Below are 18,873 nucleotides of genomic sequence, written 5' to 3'. Positions count from 1 at the left end.
CCCCCGCGGCGCCCGTTCCGCACGGGCGGTGCCTCCGAGATCACGCCGAGGGCAGGTGGACGCGCAGGTCGATCAGCCGGGTCGTCCGCGCAGCGTCCCGGTCGTCGTCGGTGTCGTCGTCGGTGACGAGCAGGACGCGCAGGGCGCCGTCGGGGTCCCGGCCGAGCACGGTCATGCCCTCGACGTCGCCGAGCAGCGGGTTGGTCTGCGGCTGCTGCGCGGTGGCGCCGAGGGAGGGGCAGGCGGCGAGGTCGGCGAGCGGGGTGCGCGCCACGGGTGCCGGGCCGCCGTCGGCGCCCAGCGCCGGCACCGCGGTGACGTCGGCGGCGCCGTGGGGGTCGGCGAGGGCGAGGTGGGCGGTGTCGCCGACGCCGGGGGTGTGGGTCCGCTCGACCACGAGCAGCCGGCCGTCGCCGGTCGCGGCGAGGTCGGCGACGTCGAGCCCGGCCTCCGGCCGGTAGGCGTACTGGGGACCTGGCGCGGACCCGATCCAGGTCGGGAAGCGGCGCAGGCCGGGGTCGTCACCGACGAGCAGCCCCGCCATCGCGCCGATCACCTGCGGTCCGAGGACGGCGACACCGTCGAGCGTGCCGTCGCGCCGGGCCAGGCCGGGCGGGACGTCGAGGCGCTCGACCACCCGGCCCCCGGCGAAGCGGCGCACCGCCGGCTCGGTCCCCGACGCGACCAGGCGGGTGCCGTCGCCGTCGACGGCCAGCGCCTCGGCGTCGAGGGGATCCCCGGCCTCGTCGGCCAGGTCCACCGCGGCCGTCGGCTCCCGGGTGCGCGGGTCGAGGCCGAACAGCACGGAGCGGTCGCTCAGCGCGAGCAGCGTCCCGTCCCGGTCGACCGCCAGCCCGGACAGCCCGGCGGTCGGCCGCACCCGCCGCGCCCCGATCCCGGCCCCGTCGAGCACGTCGGAGAAGCCGGTGATGTCCACGGCCGGCGAGCACGGGACCGGGGGCGACGTGGCGCCCGGGGCCCCGGCGCACCCGACGAGCACGGTCAGCAGGACCGCGAGGACGACCGCGCGCCCGCCAGTGATCGAAGTACCGATACGGACACTCAACGTCTGCGAAGCCACTTCGCTGACACTCAGCCGTCCCGACGCGACTCCGCCGCGGCGACGCGTTCGACGACCTCGAGCACGCTGTCGGGGTTGAGCGACATCGAGTCGATGCCCTGCTCGACGAGGAACTCCGCGAGGTCCGGGTGGTCGCTCGGGCCCTGGCCACAGATGCCGACGTAGCGCCCCTTCGCGTGGGCCGTCTCCAGCAGCATGGTGATCATCTTCTTGACCGCTGGGCTGCGCTCGTCGAACAGGTGCGTCAGGCGGTCGTCGTCGCGCCCGATGCCCAGCACCAGCTGGGTCAGGTCGTTCGACCCGATCGAGAAGCCGTCGAAGCGCTCGGCGAACTCGTCGGCCTGCAGGACGTTCGACGGGATCTCGGCCATCACGTAGACCTGCAGGTCGTCGCGGCCGCGCTCCAGCCCGTTCTCGGCCATGACCTCCAGGACGCGGTCGGCCTCCTCCGGCGTGCGGCAGAAGGGGACCATGACGATGACGTTGGTGAAGCCCATCCGCAGCCGCACCCGCTCGAGGGCGCGGCACTCCAGCGCGAAGGCCTCGCGGTAGTCGTCGCTGTAGTAGCGCGACGCCCCGCGCCAGCCCAGCATCGGGTTCTCCTCGTCGGGCTCGAACTGCGTCCCGCCGATGAGCCCGGCGTACTCGTTGGTCTTGAAGTCCGAGAGCCGCACGACGACCGGCTCGGGGTACTGCGACGCCGCGATCGTCGCGATGCCGCGCGCGAGGTGGTCGACGAAGTACTCGCCCTTGTCCTCCCAGCCCGCGGTCAGCTCCTCGATCTGGGCCTTCGCGTCCGCGTCCTGCACGTCGTCGAGGTGCAGCAGCGCCAGCGGGTGGGCCTGGATCACGTTGTTGACCAGGTACTCCATGCGCGCGAGCCCGATGCCGTGCGCGGGCAGGCGCCACCACTGCATCGCGGCGGCCGGGCTGCCGATGTTCATCATCACGCGCGTCGTCGTCTGCGGGACCGCCTCGAGGTCCAGCTCGCGCTCGGAGAACGCGAGGATGCCGTCGTAGACGTGGCCCTCGTCGCCCTCGACGCAGGACAGCGTCACCTCGCGGCCCTCGGCGAGGAGCTCCGTGGCGTTCTGCGTGCCCACGACGGCCGGGACGCCGAGCTCGCGGCTGACGATGGCGGCGTGGGAGGTGCGCCCGCCCCGGTCGGTGACGATGCCGGCGGCCCGCTTCATGATCGGCACCCAGTCGGGGTCGGTCATGGTCGTGACCAGCACGCGGCCGTCGACGAACTGGTCGGCCTGCTCCGCGGACTCGATCACCTGGACCTCGCCGGCGGCCACCGCCTGCCCGATCGCGAGCCCGGAGACCAGCAGCTCGCCGGTCTCGTCGAGACTGAACGTCGAGAGCGTGCCGGCGCCGGCGCGCGACTGCACGGTCTCGGGGCGGGCCTGGACGACGAACAGCTCGCCGGTGCGACCGTCCTTGGCCCACTCGACGTCCATCGGGCGGTCGTAGTGGCGCTCGATCACCGCGCCCCAGCGGGCGAGCGCGAGGACCTCGTCGTCGTCGAGGACCAGCGCGCGCCGTTCCTCGTCGGTGGTGTCGACGTTGATGGTCGGCTCGGGGCCTTCATCGGTGTAGATCCGCTTCTTCTCCTTCGCGCCGACCGTGCGCGCGAGGATCGGGACGAGGTCCTCGTCGTCGAGGAAGGGCTTGTAGACCGTCCACTGGTCGGGGGTGACCTCGCCGCCGACGACGTTCTCGCCCAGGCCCCAAGCGCCGTTGATGATCGCGGTGTCGGGGAAGCCGGTGTCGGTGTCGATGGTGAACATGACGCCGGCGGACGCCAGGTCGGAGCGCACCATCTTCTGCACGCCGATCGAGAGCGCGACGTCGTGGTGGTCGAAGCCCTGCTCGACGCGGTAGCTGATGGCGCGGTCGGTGAACAGCGAGGCGTAGCAGTCCTTGCACGCCGCGAGCAGCGCGTCGGCGCCGACGACGTTGAGGTAGGTGTCCTGCTGGCCGGCGAAACTGGCGTCGGGGAGGTCCTCGGCGGTGGCGCTGCTGCGCACCGCGACGTCGACGTCGGTGGTGTCGTAGCGCTTGCCGAGCTCCTCGTAGGCCGACCGGATCGCCTCGGCGGTCGACTCCGGGAACTCGGCGCGGTCGAACAGGCCCCGGACCTCGCTGCCCGCGGACGCCAGCTCCCGGCTGCCGTCGGCCAGCTCCCCGAGGATGCGCCGGATCTCCTCGTCCAGCCCGTTGGCCTCGACGAAGGAGCGGAACGCCGCGGCCGTGGTCGCGAACCCGCCGGACACCCGGATGCCCTGACCCGCGAGGTTGGCGATCATCTCGCCGAGCGAGGCGTTCTTGCCGCCCACCTCCTCGACGTCGCCGGACCCCACCGTCTCCAGCCACCGGACCTCGTCCGCCACCGTGTTCCTCCTCCATCGGGGCACCGGCGCTCCGCCGCCCTCGCGACGGTGGCGCGCGGCCGACCGCTCGGCGGAGTCCCCCGTGCGACCACCGGGGGAAACGCCGGAGCGGTTCAGGGGGACGGCATATGGACCAGGCGCGCGCCGAGCCGGTCGATCTCGGCCTCGGGGTCGCCGGTGAGCCCCGTGTGCACCGGGCCGGGCTGCAGGACGGTGCTGCGCGGGGCGGTCAACCACCGGAAGCGCTCGCCGGGCGAGAGCACGCCGGCCGGTCCCTCGCCGTGCACGGCCCGCTCCCACGCGTCCAGGACGCCGGCCAGGGCCTCGAGGTCCGCGGCGGGGTCGAGGGCGCGCACGCGCTCGGGGTCGAGGTGCGTGCGGACGGCGAGGTACTCGCGGTGGCGGCAGTGCAGCAGGACGCCGACGTTGACCAGCTCGCCGCGCTCGATGTCGGGCACCACGCGCAGCAGCGCGTACTCGAAGGTGTCCCTGTCCGCGGCCCCGGTCATCGCGGCACCCACGCCTCGCGGGCGTCGAGCCGGGCCAGCAGGTGCTCGACGTAGGCGTCGCGGGGCGCGTCGTCGAGCCACCCGTCCGGCACCAGCGCCGCGACCTCGGTGAGCATCGCCCGGTCGACCCGCCCGGCCAGCTCGGCGTCGGCCTGCGCGCGGGCGGTCGCGGCGGGGGCGAGCACGTGGCCGGCCGCGTCGTAGGGCCGGGCGACGACGGCCTGCGCGCGGGCCCAGGAGTGGTGGAAGTACAGGCAGGCCCCGTGGTCGATGAGCCACAGGTCGCGGTGCCAGCGCAGCAGGTTCGGGTTGCGCCAGGAGCGATCGACGTTCTCGACGAACGCGTCGAACCACAGCACCCGCGACGCCTCGAGCGGGTCGACGGCGTGGGCGACGGGGTCGAACCCGATGGCGCCGGGCAGGAAGTCCAGCCCGAGGTTGTCCCCGCCACTGCGGGCCAGGAGCTCCTGGACCTCCCAGTCGGGCTCCGAACGGGCGATGACGGGGTCGAGCTCGAGCACCACCAGCTCGGGCACCCGCAGACCGAGGCGCCGGCCGATCTCGCCGGCGACGATCTCCGCGACGAGCGCCTTCGGGCCCTGCCCGGCGCCCGTGAACTTGGCGACGTAGGTGCCCAGGTCGTCGGCCTCGACGAGTCCGGGCAGCGAGCCGCCCTCGCGCAGCGGGGTCACGTACCGGGTGGCGGTGACCCGGCGCAGTGCTGGCACGCGCCCATCCTGCCGGGCGCTCAGTGCCCGGCGGGCTCGACCCCGTGCTCGGCCCGGGGCGCGACCCCGATGCGGCGCAGCAGGAACAGGCACGCCACGGCGATGTCGTTCCAGTCCGTCTCGTCCTCGGCGCGCGACCAGTCGATCTTCTCGCGCAGGGCCCGCGCCGTGGGCAGCACCTTGGACAGGTCGCAGGCGTGCTCGTTGAGCGCCGCGAGCTTGCCGATGATCAGGTCGGTGGCGTCGACCACCGGCATCTTCACCGACAGGACCTCCTGCTCGCCGGCCCGCGCGAGCAGCGCCTCGTCGACGGGGATGCCGGCGAGGCGGAAGAGGATGTCGACCTGCGCGCCGTCGCTGTAGACCTTGAACAGCCAGTCCTCGGGCGGCTGCCGCACGTCGAGCCCGGCGTCGGCCAGGACCTCCTCGGCCCGCCCGGCCTCGGCCTCGGCGACGACGAAGTCGACGTCGTTCTCCGGCTCCGGCCCACCCAGCGCCCACCCCGCGTAACCCCCGGCCAGGGCGAACCCGACCCCGCCGGTGCGCAGGGCGACCGCGACGCGCTTGAGCGCCTCGCGGCGTCCCGCGCCGTCGGGCGGGTGCTCGGCAGCGGGGATCTCGCTCACCCCGAGGGCACTACCCGCGTTGATCGAGAGCGAACCGGGGCACCCTGCCCGCCGTGCGACTGGGGACCTGGAACGTGCTGCACGGCGCCGCGACGGCCACCGGCCCGGCCGACGTCGAGGGCTTCGCCGACGCGGTCGGCGGGCTCGACGTCGACGTGCTCGGCCTGCAGGAGGTGGACCGGGCCCAGCCGCGCTCGGAGGGCGCGGACCTCGCGGCGGTCGCCGCCCGAGCGATGGGCGCGGTCGCGCACCGCTTCGCGCCCACGCTGCACGGCATGCCCGGCGACTGGGTGCCGGCCCCGGACCCGGTCGGCGAGGCCACCGGCGAGACCGGGGACCCGCCGCCGGGCAGCACGCCCGCCTACGGCATCGCGCTGCTGTCGCGGCTGCCGGTGATCGACTGGCGGGTGCTGCCGCTGCCGCGCCTGCCGCGCCGGGTCCCGCTGCTGGTCGGCGCCCCGCGCCACCTCGTGTGGGTGCAGGACGAGCCCCGCACGGCCGTGGCCGCCCGCGTCGCCGGACCGCACGGGCCGGTCACCGTGGTGACCACGCACCTCTCGTTCATCCCCGGCTGGAACCTCGTGCAGCTGCGCCACCTCGCCCGCGCCGTGCGGGGCGACGGTCCCGTCGTGGTCACCGGCGACCTCAACCTCGGGGCGCGCCGGGCACGCGTCGCCAGCGGGCTGCACGGTCTCGTGACCGGGCAGACCTTCCCCGCCGAGGCCCCGCGCCGGCAGATCGACCACCTGCTCGGGCGGGGCGTCGTCGCGTCGGCGCCGCGGGTGCACCACCCGCCGCTCTCGGACCACCGCGCGCTCTCGGCGACCGTGGTGCCCGAGGGCTGAGGGGCGTCGCCCCGGCACGAGGGGCGCCCGCACCCCTGGGGGGTGGGGCGCCCCTCGCGGGGGCCGGGGAGCGGGTCTTGACCGGCTAGCTGCAGCCGCTGGTGGAGCCGCAGCCCTCGCAGACGTAGCAGGAGCCGGCGGGGCGCATCTTGGTGCCGCAGGTCAGGCACAGCGGCGCGTCGGCCGCCTTGCCCTGCTGCAGCTCCAGCAGCTCGGTGGAGCTGCCGACCGACACGTCGGCCCGGCGCTCGCGCGGCGACCCGGTCTTCTCGGCCGGCGACACGTCCACCGAGGTGCGCAGCGACTCGACGTCGACCGCCTCGGCCGCGGGCGGCGCGGCCGCCCCGGTGGCGTAGTCGGTGGCCGCGACCTGCGCCGAGCGCTCGTCCGCGGAGAAGATGCCCAGCTGGGCGCGCTTCTCGTAGGGCAGGTGGTCGAGCGCGATGCGGCGGAACAGGTAGTCGACGACGCTGGTGGCCATGCGGACGTCCGGGTCGTCGGTCATGCCGGCCGGCTCGAAGCGCATGTTGACGAACTTGGAGACGTAGGTCTCCAGCGGCACGCCGTACTGCAGCGCGATCGAGATGGCCATCGAGAACGCGTCCATGACGCCGGCCAGGGTGGAGCCCTGCTTCGACATCTTGACGAAGATCTCGCCGAGGCCGTCGTCCGGGTACGAGCCCGCGGTCATGTAGCCCTCGGCACCGGCCACGGCGAACGACACCGTCTCGCTCGGGCGCTTCTTCGGCAGCCGCCGGCGCACCGGGCGGTGGTCGGCCGCGGCGACCTCCTTGGTGGCGGTCGACTCGGAGCTCTTGCTCCCGGACTTGCCGCTCGAGAGCGGCTGGCCGACCTTGCAGTTGTCGCGGTAGATCGCGAGCGCCTTGAGCCCCAGCTTCCAGGACTCGAAGTAGATCTCCTGGATGTCGGCCACCGTCGCCTGCTCGGGCATGTTGACCGTCTTGGAGATGGCGCCGGAGATGAACGGCTGCACCGCGGCCATCATCCGCACGTGGCCCATCGGCGCGATCGAGCGCTGGCCCATCGCGCAGTCGAACACCTCGTAGTGCTCGGGGCGCAGACCCGGCGCGTCGACGACGTGGCCGTGCTCGGCGATGTACTCGACGATGGCCTCGTTGGTCTCGGCCGGGTAGCCGAGCGCGTCGAGGGCCCGCGGGACGGTCTGGTTGACGATCTGCATCGAGCCGCCGCCGACCAGCTTCTTGAACTTGACCAGCGAGAAGTCCGGCTCCACCCCCGTGGTGTCGCAGTCCATCATGAAGCCGATGGTGCCGGTGGGGGCGAGGACGCTGGCCTGGGCGTTGCGCCAGCCGTCGCGCCCGCCGATCTCGAGCCCGCGCTGCCACTCCTGGGTGGCGGCGTCGCGGATGCGGGCGTCCTCCCGGTGCAGCGTGCGGATCGCGTCGTTGCCGGCCGCGTGCTTGCGCATGACCCGGCGGTGCGCGTCCGCGTTGCGGGCGTAGCCCTCGTACGGGCCGACGGCGCCGGCGAGCTCCGCGGAGCGCCGGTAGGCGGCGCCCGTCATCAGCGAGGTGATCGACGCGGCGAGCGCCCGGCCGCCCTCGGAGTCGTACGCGTGGCCGGTGGCCATGAGCAGCGCGCCGAGGTTGGCGTAGCCGATGCCCAGCTGGCGGAAGGCGCGCGTGGTGTCGCCGATGGCCTCGGTGGGGAAGTCGGCGAAGCAGATCGAGATGTCCATCGCCGTGATGACGAGCTCGACCGAGCGCACGAAGTCGTCGACGCGGAAGCCGCCGTCGTCGTCGAGGAACTTCATGAGGTTCAGCGACGCGAGGTTGCAGCTCGAGTTGTCCAGGTGCAGGTACTCCGAGCACGGGTTGGACGCGGTGATGCGCCCCGACTCGGGCGAGGTGTGCCAGTCGTTGATGGTGTCGTCGTACTGCAGGCCCGGGTCGGCGCACTCCCAGGCGGCCTCGGCCATCTCGCGGAACAGCGACTTGGCGTCGACGGTGTCGATGACCTCGCCGGTGGTGCGCGAGCGCAGCCCGAACTCGGCGCCCGACTGCACCGCGCGCATGAACTCGTCGGAGACCCGGACCGAGTTGTTGGCGTTCTGGTACTGCACCGACGTGATGTCCGACCCGCCGAGGTCCATGTCGAACCCGGCGTCGCGCAGCACGCGAATCTTGCGCTCCTCGTCGCGCTTGGTGGCGACGAAGGCGGCGACGTCGGGGTGGTCGACGTCGAGGACGACCATCTTGGCCGCCCGGCGCGTGGCGCCGCCGGACTTGATGGTGCCGGCGGAGGCGTCGGCGCCGCGCATGAACGACACCGGGCCCGACGCCGTGCCGCCCGAGGAGAGCAGCTCCTTCGACGAGCGGATGCGCGAGAGGTTGAGGCCGGCGCCGGAGCCGCCCTTGAAGATCAGCCCCTCCTCGCGGTACCAGTTGAGGATCGACTCCATCGTGTCGTCGACCGACAGGATGAAGCAGGCGCTGACCTGCTGCGGCGAGCTCGTGCCGACGTTGAACCACACCGGCGAGTTGAAGCTGAAGTACTGGTGCAACAGCATCCAGGTGAGCTCGTGGGAGAACACCTCGGCGTCGCCGGGGGTGGCGAAGTAGCCGTGCCGGCTGCCCGCCTCGGTGTAGGTGCCCACCACCCGGTCGATCAGCTGGCGCAAGCTCGACTCGCGGGCGTCGGTGCCCAGCGCGCCGCGGAAGTACTTGCTGGTGACGATGTTGACGGCGTTGAGCGACCACGACTGCGGGAACTCGACGCCACGCTGCTCGAAGTTGACCGAGCCGTCGCGCCAGTTCGTCATCACCACGTCACGGCGTTCCCACACGACCTCGTCGTAGGGGTGGACCCCCGCGGTGGTGTGGACACGCTCGATGGTCAGGCCTCGCCGCGACGCGGCGGAGCCCGACTCCTCGGACGTGGTGCCGACGGTCTCCGTCATCGGTGTCATCCCTCTGTTCGTCGTTCCGTGACGGTGCGGCGACGCTTCCCCACGCTCCGACCCGCCACGATGCTTCCCCGACCGCTAGTCCACGGCCCCTGCTCCGGTGGTGCCTCCCGCATCCTCGCCCCGACCCCCGACAGCGTCGGCCCGCGTCGTGCGCAGGTCGGCGATCTCGGCCTCGAAGTCGGCCACCGACGAGAAGTTGCGGTAGACGCTGGCGAACCGCAGGTACGCCACCTCGTCGAGCTCGCGCAGCGGACCGAGGATCGCCATCCCGACCTCCTGGCTGGGCACCTCGGCGGTGCCGCCGGAGCGGACGCTCTCCTCGACCCGGTGGGCGAGCTGCGCCAGGGCGTCGGTGTCGACCGGACGTCCCTGGCAGGCCCGCGCCACGCCGCGCACGACCTTGTCGCGGCTGAACGGCTCGGTGACCCCGCTGCGCTTGACCACGGCGAGCACCGGCTCCTCGACCGTGGTGAAGCGCTTCCCGCACGACGAGCAGGACCGGCGTCGCCGGATGGCCTGCCCCTCGTCGGCCTCGCGCGAGTCGACGACGCGGGAGTCGGCGCACCGGCAGAACGGACACCGCACGCCGACCACCTCCTCCCTCGCGGTGGACCCCGCCGGAGTTGTCCCCACCCCCGGGCCCGCGGCCCGCTTCCGGGCCGCCCACTGGGGACGGACCTGGGGATCGCGGGCCCGGATCCGTGGATCGGAGGCCTCCGGCGGTGGATCACCGCCGTCGTCCGGTGGAGGAACCTGTGGAGGAACCGCCCACCGTGTGCACAAGCTGTGGACTAACTACATCCATGTAACCACAAGATGTTGGGGTGGACGCTAGCGACGCGGCGACACGCGATGCAACTCCACAGCCGGGGGTCGCGGGGCGGGGCGCCGAGCGGCCGCCGCGTCCGGGTCAGCGGCCGGGCGACGGGGACAGCGGGGCGGACGGTGCCCGAGTGGGTGGCACGGCGGGGCGGACGGCCCGCGGACGGGGCGAGCGGCGGGCGGACGGGCGAGGCGCGGGGGGCGAAGGCGCCCCGGGGTGCGTGGCACGCAGTCGAGGCGTCCTTCGCTCCCAGAGGGCGCAGCGACGCGTGGCGACGCCGGGCGGACGTCGGAGATCACGGATCCGGTGACGAGGACCGCGAGGTGCGGCGGATCGTCACCGGGTCGGCGAGCTCCGGCGACCGCCCGGCCCCGGGCCGATCGGGCTCGACCCGCCTCACCCCGCCGCCGCCGGGGCCGGGACGACGAGGGGGCGACCGGCCGCGACGGCCGAGGCGCCCGCGCCCTCGAGGCCGTTGAGCTCCCGGATGCGCACGACGACCGCGTCGGCGTCGGCGCCCGGGGCGACGCGGACCGCGACGTCGGAGAGCGACTCGCCCGCCCCCACGACCGCGACGCTGGTGCCGGCCGGGACCGGTGCGGAGCTTCCGTCCGCGCCGCCCGCCGGGGACGCGAGGGCGATGAGCACCCCGAGCAGGACCCCCAGCAGGACGCCGAGCACCGCGCCCGCGACGACCCGGCGCCGGCGCAGCACGGCGGCGGGCACCGCGACCGGGCGCACGGCAGCGCCACCCGCACCGCGGCCCAGACCGCCGCCGGCCACCCGCGGGCGCACGGCGGGCAGGGCCGCCGGGCTACGGCGTCCGGCCGGGCGCACCGGCCCCCACACGTCGGCCGGCCGGGTCGGCCGCGTCCCCGCGGGTCGCGTCCGCAGGCCCCGTCCGGCAGACCCGCCCCCGCGCGGCACCGCGACGTCCTCGACCTCGCCGATGCCCTCGACGTCGCAGTGACCCTGACCGGTCGTCCCCACGCCCATGTCGACCTCCTCGCGTCGCACACGCGTTCGATCGAACGCGTGTGCGATGTCTAGCATCGACCCCCGACAACGTCGACGAATCGACCGGCGTGTCGTTCGAACACGTGTTTGATCCCGTCGGTCCTCGGCGCTAGCTTCGCCGCAAGACCCCCGCTCACGGGCGGGCATGTCCCGGCGCGCGCCGGGACACCGAGGACACGACGTCGGAAGGACACGGTCATGGCACGCACGCCCCAGGGCCCCCGAGGCCCCGCGGATCCCGGGGCTCCGTCCGACGTGGCCGAGGCGGTGGCGCCGGTGACACCCGCACGGGTGCACCCCTTCCCCGAGCCGGCCGACGCGGACGCCTCGCCCGGACTGACGCCGCGGCAGCGCAAGGTGCTCGAGGTCATCCGCGACCACGTCGAGCGCCACGGCTACCCGCCGAGCGTCCGCGAGATCGGCGACGCCGTCGGCCTGACGTCGACGTCGTCGGTGGCGCACCAGATGCGCACGCTGGAGAAGAAGGGCTACCTGCGCCGCGACCCCAACCGCCCGCGCGCCCTCGACGTCCGCCTCCCCGAGGAGCTCGAGGGCATCGGCGACGGCTCCGACCACACGGCGGAGATCCGCGCCGACCGCCCGGCGCCCACCTTCGTCCCCGTCGTCGGCCGCATCGCCGCCGGCGGGCCGATCCTCGCCGAGCAGGCCGTGGAGGACGTCTTCCCGCTGCCCCGCGAGCTCGTCGGCGAGGGGTCGCTGTTCCTGCTGCGGGTCGCGGGCGACTCGATGGTCGACGCCGCCATCACCGACGGCGACTGGGTGGTCGTGCGCCAGCAGCCGGTGGCCGACAACGGCGAGATCGTCGCGGCGATGATCGACGGCGAGGCGACGGTCAAGACGTTCAAGCGCAAGGACGGCCGGGTGTGGCTGCTCCCCCACAACCCGGACTACGAGCCCATCCCCGGTGAGGACGCCACCGTGCTCGGCAAGGTCGTGGCGGTGCTGCGCCGGCTCTGAGGCCGGCTCCGACGGGGCCGCGCCACGGGACGACGCACCCCGGCGCCCACGACGATCCCGGCCCCGACCAGCACGGCGAGCAGCACCGCGAACCGGCAGACCCGCCCGGCCCCGCCGTGTGCGGCCAGCAGCCCGGCGCCGACCACGAGGGGCGTCAGCAGCACCCCCAGCGCGCGGTGCAGGGCGGCGTCGGGCGACGCCCCAGTCCGGTCGTGGTGCGCCATGCCCCGAGCCTCGCCCCGCACCATGCGCGATCCCCGAAGTCAGCCTCTGTCCAGGACGGAGGCTCACTCCACCGACGGCTCCGCCGCGGCCCGGCGCAGGTGCTCGGCGAGGTCGTCGACCCCGGGGTCCGGCCGGGCACCGTGGCGCAGCGCGAGCGTGCGCCGGGCGAACGGCTCGTCGAGCGCGCACACAGGCCACGGGTGGATCGACGACGTGGCGCGGCACCACCGCGAGCCCGACGCCGGCGGCGGTGAGGTCCACGACCGTGCGCAGGTCGACCGCGCCGGCCCCGGTAGCGGGCGACGGGGGCGTGCTCGCCGAGGATGGCCTCGAGGGTGAGCGCGAGCGGCCCGCCGGGTTCGAGCCCGACCAGCGGGTGCTCGGCGACCTCGCGCCACGTCATCGCCGAGCGGCCCGCGGGCACCCCGCCCGCCGGGCCGACGACGACGAGCGAGTCGTCGATGAGGCGGTCCTCCGGCGCCGGGGGCGAGCACGCCGCGCCGCGCCGACGAACGCACGCGTACCGTGCAGGTCATCTGATGACCTGAGGAGAAGAAGTTGCGTGCGATCCGGCGAGGTGGGCTGGTGGAGCAGGTGATCGACGCCCTCACGGCGCCCGTCACGAGCGGCGAGTGGCCCCCGGGTCACCGCCTGCCCTCAGTGGCCGAGCTCGCCGGCGAGCTCGAGGTCGGGCGCTCCACGGTGCGCGAGGCGGTGCAGGCCCTGGCCCACCGCGGCCTGCTCGAGGTGGCGCAGGGCCGGGGCACGTTCGTCGCGGACCCCGGGACCGACGCCTGGGCGCTGCGCCTCGAGCGGTCACGGGCCCGCGACGTCTACGAGGCGCGGCGCGGCCCCGAGATCGAGGCGGCCCGGCTGGCGGCGTCCCGGCGCACCGACGACGACCTCGCCGCGATCGAGGACGCGGCCGCCGCGCGGCGGGCGGCGCGCACCCGCGGCGCGGTCGGCGAGTGGGCGGCCGCCGACCTCGCGCTGCACCGCGCCGTGGTGGCCGCGACCCACAACCCCGTGCTGCTGCGGGTGTTCGACGCCCTCGCCGACGGGGTGCACGACACGTTCACCCACCAGAGCGCCGACCCGGACTCGGGCGTCGACACCGACGACGAGCACGAGGCGCTCGTCGCCGCCGTCGCCTGCGGCGACCCGGACGCCGCCGCGGACGCCACGCGCGCCTACCTCGACGCGTGCGAGGCGGAGCTGCGCGAGCTGCTCGGGGACCGCGCGTGAGCGGGCGGCGCCGGGCGATGGCGCTCGCCGTCGAGCACGGGGTGGACGACCTCTACCAGGGGGCGGTCCCGGCACTCGTGCCCGCGCTCGTCGCCGTGCGCGGGTGGGACCTCACCCGGGCCGGCGGGATCGTGCTGGCCGCGACCGTGCTGTCGTCGGTGGCGCAGCCGGTGTTCGGGGTGCTCGCCGACCGCCGGCGCGTCCCCGGTCTGCGGGTGATCGGGATGCTCACCGCCGCGGTCGGCGTCGGCGCCGTCGGCCTCGTCGACTCGTACGCGGCGACCTGGGCCGCGGTGCTGCTCTCCGGCCTCGGCGTCGCGGCCTACCACCCCGAGGCGGCGCGGGCCGTGCACCTCACGGGCACCGGTGACCGCGGCATGGGGTGGTTCACCGTCGGCGGGCTCGCCGGGTTCGCGGCCGGCCCGGCGCTCGTCGGCGTCGTCGTCGGCGGGCTGGGGCTGACCGCGACCCCGCTGCTCGCGCTGCCCGCGGTGGGCGCCGCCGTCGTCGCCCTCGTGCCCCGGCGGCGACCCGGCCCGGCGGTCGCCGCCGACGCGGCGCCGTCCCGCGAGGTCAGCGGCACCGACGACTGGCGACGCTTCGGGTGGCTCACCGGTGTCGTCGTCACCCGCTCGGTGCTCTTCTACGGGCTGAGCACGTTCCTCGCCGTGCACCTGGCGATCCGTTTCGGGTTCGGGCCCGCGCTCGCCGCGACGACGCTCGGGGTGTTCACCGGCAGCGGCGCGGTGGCGACGATCGCGAGCAGCGCGCTCACCCGCCGGTTCGGGCGGACGGCGGTGCTGCGCGGCTCCTACGTCGCGGCACTCCCGCTGCTCGCCGCGACGCTGCTCGCGCCGTCCCCGGTGACCGCGCTCGTGGCGACGGCGGCGCTCGGGGCGGCGCTGGGCGTGCCCGTCCCGGTGCACACGACGCTCGGGCAGGCCTACCTCCCGCACCACCTGGGCTTCGCGGCGGCGATCACCCTCGGGCTCGCGGTGAGCGCCGGTGGCCTGGCGTCGCCGGCGCTCGGGGCGCTCGCCGACCAGGCGGGCACGACCGTCGCCTTGGCCGTCCTGCTCGTGTGTCCCGTGCTCGCGGGGCTGCTCGCCCTCGCGCTCGTGGACCCGCCGACGGCCCCGGACGACGCGCGAACGGGGAGTTCGCGCGCGTAGAAGCAGCAATTCAGAGGAGCACGCCGATAGGCCGTTCGCTGCGGGAGGTCAGGGACGCCGGCGCCGCGCCAGCGCCACGACGGCGCCGACGAGCACCACGCCCGCGACCACGGCGCCGAGGGTGAGCAGCGGGCCCGGGAGGCCGGACTCGGCACGGTCGGCACGGTCGGCACCCTCGGCGGGGGCCGGCGCCGCGACCGGGCCCGCCGGGGTCCCGCCGACCAGGCCCACGGCGTTCGGCACCACGCGCACGGCGGCCGGCTCGCTGCCGACCGGGGTCTCGCCGGCCGAGAGCAGGCTCCCGTCCGGGGTGAACGCGATGGCCTCGCCCTGGGTCTCGCCGGGCAGCGGCACGCGCACCGGCGGGCCGGCCAGCGCGGCGACGACGTCCTCGGCGCGCGCCGTCCCGCCCGGCGCGGCGTAGAGCCAGGCGTCGGTGTAGGTCCGCAGGGCGACGACCCGCCCGTCGGCGGAGATCGCGCCGCCGGTGAAGGTGCCGGCCCCGACGCTGGTCAGGGCCTCGCCGGGCACCAGGACCTCGCCGGCCCGGCGCAGCGGGCGCGGCTCGAGCGCCGGCTCCTCCCCCGCCGGCTCGTCGGCGACGTACACGCCGCTGCGCCCGCCCAGGTCCTTGGTGACGATCACCGGGCGGTCGTCGCCCGGCATCAGCAGCGACTCGGCGTCGTGGGCGCCGTCGGGGTAGGCGAGGCGCGTGATCACCTCGCCGCCGTCGGGGTCGATGCGCAGCACCGCCACCGACGAGCGCCGGCGCGCGTTGTCGCCGGTGTCCGCCAGCCACAGGGTGTCGTCGGCGCTGCGGGCGAGGTCCTCGACGTCGCGCCCGTCGATCGGCACCGCGCGCAGCCCGACCGCGGCGCAGTCGGCGTCGAGGCGGAAGACCGTGCTCGGGTTGCCGCTGTCGTTGACCACCTGCAGGCCCTCGGGGCCGTCGACCAGTCCCGAGACCTCGGCGAGCCGCGGGTCGTCGAGCGTGCAGCGCACCTGCGGGTCGGCGGACGCGGGCACCGGGACACCCAGCCCGACCACGACCAGCAGGACGAGCGCCGCCAGCCGGTTCAGGACACGGAGGCGGGGTCGACCGCCGACCGCCGCATCGAGGCCGCGAGCTCCTCGGAGACCCGCGCGTGCAGCACGGTGCCGTCCTCGGTGTGCCGCTCGCCGAGCACCTCGCCCTCGCCGTGGGCCCGCGCCACGAGCGCGCCCTCGGTGTAGGGCAGCACGACCTCGAGCTCGACGTCGGGGTGCGGGAGCTCCTCGGCCAGGCGCGCCCGCAGCCGGTCGAGGCCCTCGCCGGTGCGCGCGGACACGAACACCGCGCCGGGCAGGGCCGCGCGCAGCTGCGCGATCGCCATGGGCTCGGCGGCGTCGACCTTGTTCACGACGAGCAGCTCCGGCGGCGCCGGCGTGTCGAGCCCGGCGAGCACCTCGCGCACCGCCGCGATCTGGTCCTGGGCCGCCGGGTCGGCGCCGTCGACGACGTGGACGAGCAGGTCGGCGCCGCCCACCTCCTCGAGCGTCGAGCGGAAGGCGTCGACGAGCTGGTGGGGCAGGTGGCGCACGAAGCCGACGGTGTCGGTCAGCGTGACCTCGCGCCCGTCGCCGGTCTCCCAGCGCCGCGTCGTCGGGTCCAGCGTCGCGAACAGCGCGTCCTGGACCAGGACGCCGGCGTCGGTGATGGCGTTGAGGATGCTGGACTTGCCGGCGTTGGTGTAGCCGGCGATCGCGGCCGACGGCACCGACCGCGCCTGCCGGCGTCCGCGCTTGGTGTCGCGGATCGTCGACATGGCCTCGATCTCGCGCCGGAGCTTCGCGATGCGCCGGTGGATGCGCCGGCGGTCGGTCTCGAGCTTGGTCTCGCCGGGACCACGGGTCCCGACCCCGCCGCCCCCGGAGCCGCCGGCGCCGCCGCCCTGGCGGGACAGCGACTCGCCCCAGCCGCGCAGGCGGGGCAGGAAGTAGCGCAGCTGGGCGAGCTCGACCTGGGCCTTGCCCTCCTTGGAGCGCGCGTGCTGGGCGAAGATGTCGAGGATCAGCGCGGTGCGGTCGATGACCTTGACCTTGAGCTTCTCCTCGAGCTGACGGAGCTGCCCGGGCGAGAGCTCGCCGTCGGCGATGACGGTGTCGGCGCCGGTGGCCTGCACGGTCTCGCGCAGCTCGGCGACCTTGCCCGAGCCGACGAACGTGGCGGGATCGGGATTCTGGCGGCGCTGGACGAGGCCGTCGAGCACCTCGGAGCCCGCGGTCTCGGCGAGGCGGGCCAGCTCGACGAGCGACGCGTCGGCCTCGCGCGCGGTGCCCTGGGTCCACACCCCGATGAGCACGACGCGCTCGAGGCGCAGCTGGCGGTACTCGACCTCGGTGACGTCGGTGAGCTCGGTGGACGCGCCGGTGAGTCCCGGGACGCGCCGGAGCGACGAGCGCTCCTCGAGGTCGAGGGCGCCTCCGGTGGGCTCGTCGCGACCGGGCTCGGCGTCGGCGTCGGGCTCGATGTCGGGCTCGATCGCGAAGCCGTCGGCGTCGAGCCGGATGTCGCTGCTGCGGTCACGACGACGGTGCGCCGGGGCGAACGCCGGCGGGGTCGTGGAACGGGGTTCGTGCGCTGCGGGTCCTGTCATGTTGCTCTCCATGGTCCCACGAGCAGCAACGGGGAAACCACCGCGAGACGGGGGGCTCAGAGCGCGACGGGCACGGGCGCGCCCCAGGTGCCCCGGGCGACGAGCTCGGCGGGGCCGGTGAGCGTGGTGGTGGCCCCGTCGACGCCGACCACCAGCGTGCCGCCCGGCGTGTGGACGGTGACCGCGCCCGTCCCCCGGCCCGCGGCCGCCAGCGCGGCGACCGCGCCCGCGACGGTCCCGGTGCCGCACGAGCGGGTCTCGCCCGACCCGCGCTCGTGCACCCGCAGGGTCACGGCCCCGTCGTGCAGCGGCGTGAGCACCTCGACGTTGACCCCGTGCGGGAAGAGCGAGGCGTCGTACGTGGGCGGGGGCGCGAGGTCGAAGGCGTCGAGGGGGCGGGTGGTGACGCACGCGAGGTGCGGGTTGCCGACGTCCACCGCGACGCCCTCGAGCTCCACGCCGGCGACGTGCGTCGTCGAGCCCGGCCCGAGCACGGCCGGGCCCATGTCGACGGTGACGGGGCCGGTGTGGTCGACGGTGACCCAACGGGTGCCGGCGCGGGTGGCGACGGGGTGGGTGCCGGGGGCGACGAGGCCCGCGCCGACGAGGTGGCGGGCGAACACCCGGATCCCGTTGCCGCACATCTCGGCCAGCGAGCCGTCGGCGTTGCGGTAGTCCATGAACCAGGTCGCCGCCGAGGCGTCGATCCCCGCGGCGAGGGCGACCGGCGTGTCGGTGCGCGCCACGCGCAGCACCCCGTCGGCCCCGATGCCCCGCCGGCGGTGGCACAGCGCGCGCACCAGCGCCCCGTCGTCCGCGTCGAGCTCGATCTCGCCGTCGGGGTCGGGCAGCACGACGAAGTCGTTCTCGGTGCCGTGGCCCTTGACGAACTCCACGGGCCCACTCTATCGCCGAGCCGAACACTGCGTGATCTGCAGAACAGCACGCTCGGCAAAGATGCACGGACTGCAAGTTCAGGCGTAGCGTCGTCGCCGTGACCACGGGACTGCGCGAGCGCAAGAAGCTGCGGACCCGGCACGCCCTGGGCGCGGCCGCGCTGGAGCTGGCGGTCCGCCACGGCCTCGACGGGGTCACCGTCGAGCAGATCGCCGAGGCCGCCGACGTCTCCCCGCGGACGTTCTTCAACTACTTCTCCTCCAAGGAGGAGGCCGTCGTGGCCGCCGACGTCGAGCGTGCCCGCGCCACGGCCGAGCGCCTCGCCGCCCGCCCCGCCGACGAGCCGGTGCTCGTCTCGGTGCGCGCCGTCGTGCGCGAGATGGTCGAGGGCGCCGACGCCCGGGCGCGAGACTGGGTCCGCCAGGTGCGCCTCGTGCGCGCCAACCCGGCGCTGGTCCCCCACCAGCTCGCCGCGTACGCCGCGATGGAGCAGCAGTTCGCGGCCGTGATCGCCGAGCGGACCGGCCTCGCCGCCGACGACCTCTACCCCGCGCTCACCGCCGCCGCGGTCATGTCCGCCACGCGCACCGCGACCACCCGCTGGCTGGCCTCCGACGGCGCCACCGACCTGGTCGCCTGGCTCGACGAGGCCCTCGACCTGCTCGAGACCGGTCTCGGCCGCCCGCCCGCGCCGCCCCCCTGACGCCCGCCCGCACCCCGCGCCCCCACCCCTGCTCTCCCCCGG

General features: G+C 75.2%; 18 protein-coding genes. 5 read left to right on the top strand and 13 right to left on the bottom strand.

The features are described from left to right. Positions 1-40: 40 nt before the first annotated feature. The 5 genes from ACQPX6_RS11200 to ACQPX6_RS11180 all read right to left on the bottom strand — a co-directional run bounded on the left by ACQPX6_RS11200 (position 41) and on the right by ACQPX6_RS11180 (position 5,340). Entirely contained in the window at positions 41-937 is an 897-nt protein-coding gene (locus ACQPX6_RS11200; protein ID WP_433787371.1) for an esterase-like activity of phytase family protein, read from the bottom strand. Between the two features lie 155 nt (positions 938-1,092). Then, positions 1,093-3,477, bottom strand: coding sequence for a phosphoenolpyruvate synthase (gene ppsA / locus ACQPX6_RS11195; RefSeq protein WP_433787370.1), 2,385 nt, complete (start codon positions 3,475-3,477; stop codon positions 1,093-1,095). A gap of 113 nt (positions 3,478-3,590) precedes the next feature. After that, on the bottom strand, positions 3,591-3,986 hold the full coding sequence (locus tag ACQPX6_RS11190) for a DUF3037 domain-containing protein (protein ID WP_433787369.1): 396 nt from the start codon (positions 3,984-3,986) through the stop codon (positions 3,591-3,593). Beyond that, positions 3,983-4,714, bottom strand: a complete 732-nt coding sequence (locus ACQPX6_RS11185) for a HipA family kinase (protein WP_433787368.1) — start codon at positions 4,712-4,714, stop codon at positions 3,983-3,985. The genes ACQPX6_RS11190 and ACQPX6_RS11185 overlap by 4 nt, the downstream gene beginning before the upstream one ends. 20 nt (positions 4,715-4,734) lie before the next feature. Then, positions 4,735-5,340 carry a nucleotidyltransferase gene (locus ACQPX6_RS11180; RefSeq protein WP_433787367.1) on the bottom strand — a complete coding sequence of 202 codons (606 nt, stop codon included), beginning with the start codon at positions 5,338-5,340 and terminating at the stop codon, positions 4,735-4,737. Positions 5,341-5,393: 53 nt separating this feature from the next. Between ACQPX6_RS11180 and ACQPX6_RS11175 the strand changes: the two genes are divergently transcribed. Continuing rightward, on the top strand, positions 5,394-6,185 hold the full coding sequence (locus tag ACQPX6_RS11175; protein ID WP_433787366.1) for an endonuclease/exonuclease/phosphatase family protein: 792 nt from the start codon (positions 5,394-5,396) through the stop codon (positions 6,183-6,185). An 85-nt stretch (positions 6,186-6,270) separates the two neighbouring features. Here ACQPX6_RS11175 and ACQPX6_RS11170 read toward each other — a convergent pair whose 3' ends face one another. From ACQPX6_RS11170 to ACQPX6_RS11160, 3 genes are all read right to left on the bottom strand, one after another. After that, positions 6,271-9,126 carry a vitamin B12-dependent ribonucleotide reductase gene (locus tag ACQPX6_RS11170; RefSeq protein ID WP_433787365.1) on the bottom strand — a complete coding sequence of 952 codons (2,856 nt, stop codon included), beginning with the start codon at positions 9,124-9,126 and terminating at the stop codon, positions 6,271-6,273. A gap of 84 nt (positions 9,127-9,210) precedes the next feature. Continuing rightward, a complete protein-coding gene (nrdR, locus tag ACQPX6_RS11165; protein ID WP_433787364.1) occupies positions 9,211-9,720 on the bottom strand; it encodes a transcriptional regulator NrdR in 510 nt (169 codons plus the stop codon). Between the two features lie 634 nt (positions 9,721-10,354). Continuing rightward, positions 10,355-10,954, bottom strand: a complete 600-nt coding sequence (locus ACQPX6_RS11160; RefSeq protein ID WP_433787363.1) for a LysM peptidoglycan-binding domain-containing protein — start codon at positions 10,952-10,954, stop codon at positions 10,355-10,357. A 219-nt stretch (positions 10,955-11,173) separates the two neighbouring features. Here ACQPX6_RS11160 and lexA point away from each other — a divergent pair, with 219 nt between their 5' ends. After that, on the top strand, positions 11,174-11,953 hold the full coding sequence (lexA, locus tag ACQPX6_RS11155) for a transcriptional repressor LexA (protein ID WP_433787362.1): 780 nt from the start codon (positions 11,174-11,176) through the stop codon (positions 11,951-11,953). On the opposite strand, the gene ACQPX6_RS11150 is transcribed toward lexA, so the two are convergent. Together ACQPX6_RS11150 and ACQPX6_RS11145 are read right to left on the bottom strand one after the other, a co-directional pair. Then, entirely contained in the window at positions 11,884-12,177 is a 294-nt protein-coding gene (locus ACQPX6_RS11150) for a hypothetical protein (RefSeq protein WP_433787361.1), read from the bottom strand. The two genes, lexA and ACQPX6_RS11150, sit on opposite strands and share 70 nt — an antisense overlap. A gap of 63 nt (positions 12,178-12,240) precedes the next feature. Continuing rightward, positions 12,241-12,369 (bottom strand): hypothetical protein, encoded by a 129-nt coding sequence (locus ACQPX6_RS11145; protein WP_433787360.1) that lies wholly within the window; start codon positions 12,367-12,369, stop codon positions 12,241-12,243. A gap of 394 nt (positions 12,370-12,763) precedes the next feature. On the opposite strand from ACQPX6_RS11145, the gene ACQPX6_RS11140 reads away from it, so the two are divergent. Both ACQPX6_RS11140 and ACQPX6_RS11135 read left to right on the top strand, forming a co-directional pair. Beyond that, entirely contained in the window at positions 12,764-13,423 is a 660-nt protein-coding gene (locus tag ACQPX6_RS11140) for a FadR/GntR family transcriptional regulator (protein ID WP_433787359.1), read from the top strand. After that, complete coding sequence (locus tag ACQPX6_RS11135; protein WP_433787358.1) at positions 13,420-14,595, top strand: MFS transporter; 1,176 nt, start codon at positions 13,420-13,422, stop codon at positions 14,593-14,595. Before ACQPX6_RS11140 ends, ACQPX6_RS11135 begins: the two co-directional genes overlap by 4 nt. Positions 14,596-14,643: 48 nt before the next feature. Here the strand turns inward: ACQPX6_RS11135 and ACQPX6_RS11130 are convergent, their stop codons facing one another. Genes ACQPX6_RS11130 through dapF form a run of 3 tightly spaced genes read right to left on the bottom strand, consistent with a single transcriptional unit; the run spans position 14,644 to position 18,127 of the window. Beyond that, positions 14,644-15,642, bottom strand: a complete 999-nt coding sequence (locus ACQPX6_RS11130) for a hypothetical protein (protein WP_433787357.1) — start codon at positions 15,640-15,642, stop codon at positions 14,644-14,646. Between the two features lie 29 nt (positions 15,643-15,671). Next, entirely contained in the window at positions 15,672-17,231 is a 1,560-nt protein-coding gene (gene hflX, locus ACQPX6_RS11125; protein WP_433787356.1) for a GTPase HflX, read from the bottom strand. Between the two features lie 56 nt (positions 17,232-17,287). After that, the gene (gene dapF / locus ACQPX6_RS11120; protein WP_433787355.1) at positions 17,288-18,127 is read right to left on the bottom strand and encodes a diaminopimelate epimerase; all 840 of its coding nucleotides are present in this window, start codon (positions 18,125-18,127) and stop codon (positions 17,288-17,290) included. 98 nt (positions 18,128-18,225) lie between these two features. On the opposite strand from dapF, the gene ACQPX6_RS11115 reads away from it, so the two are divergent. Then, positions 18,226-18,831: a TetR family transcriptional regulator gene (locus tag ACQPX6_RS11115; protein ID WP_433787354.1), complete on the top strand. Its 606-nt coding sequence runs from the start codon at positions 18,226-18,228 to the stop codon at positions 18,829-18,831. Positions 18,832-18,873: the final 42 nt, after the last annotated feature.

Source organism: Actinomycetospora sp. CA-101289, assembly GCF_050955895.1.
Classification (GTDB): domain Bacteria; phylum Actinomycetota; class Actinomycetes; order Mycobacteriales; family Pseudonocardiaceae; genus Actinomycetospora.
The sequence above is the reverse complement of the archived record's forward strand: the minus strand, read 5'-3'. Positions and strand labels throughout refer to the sequence as shown.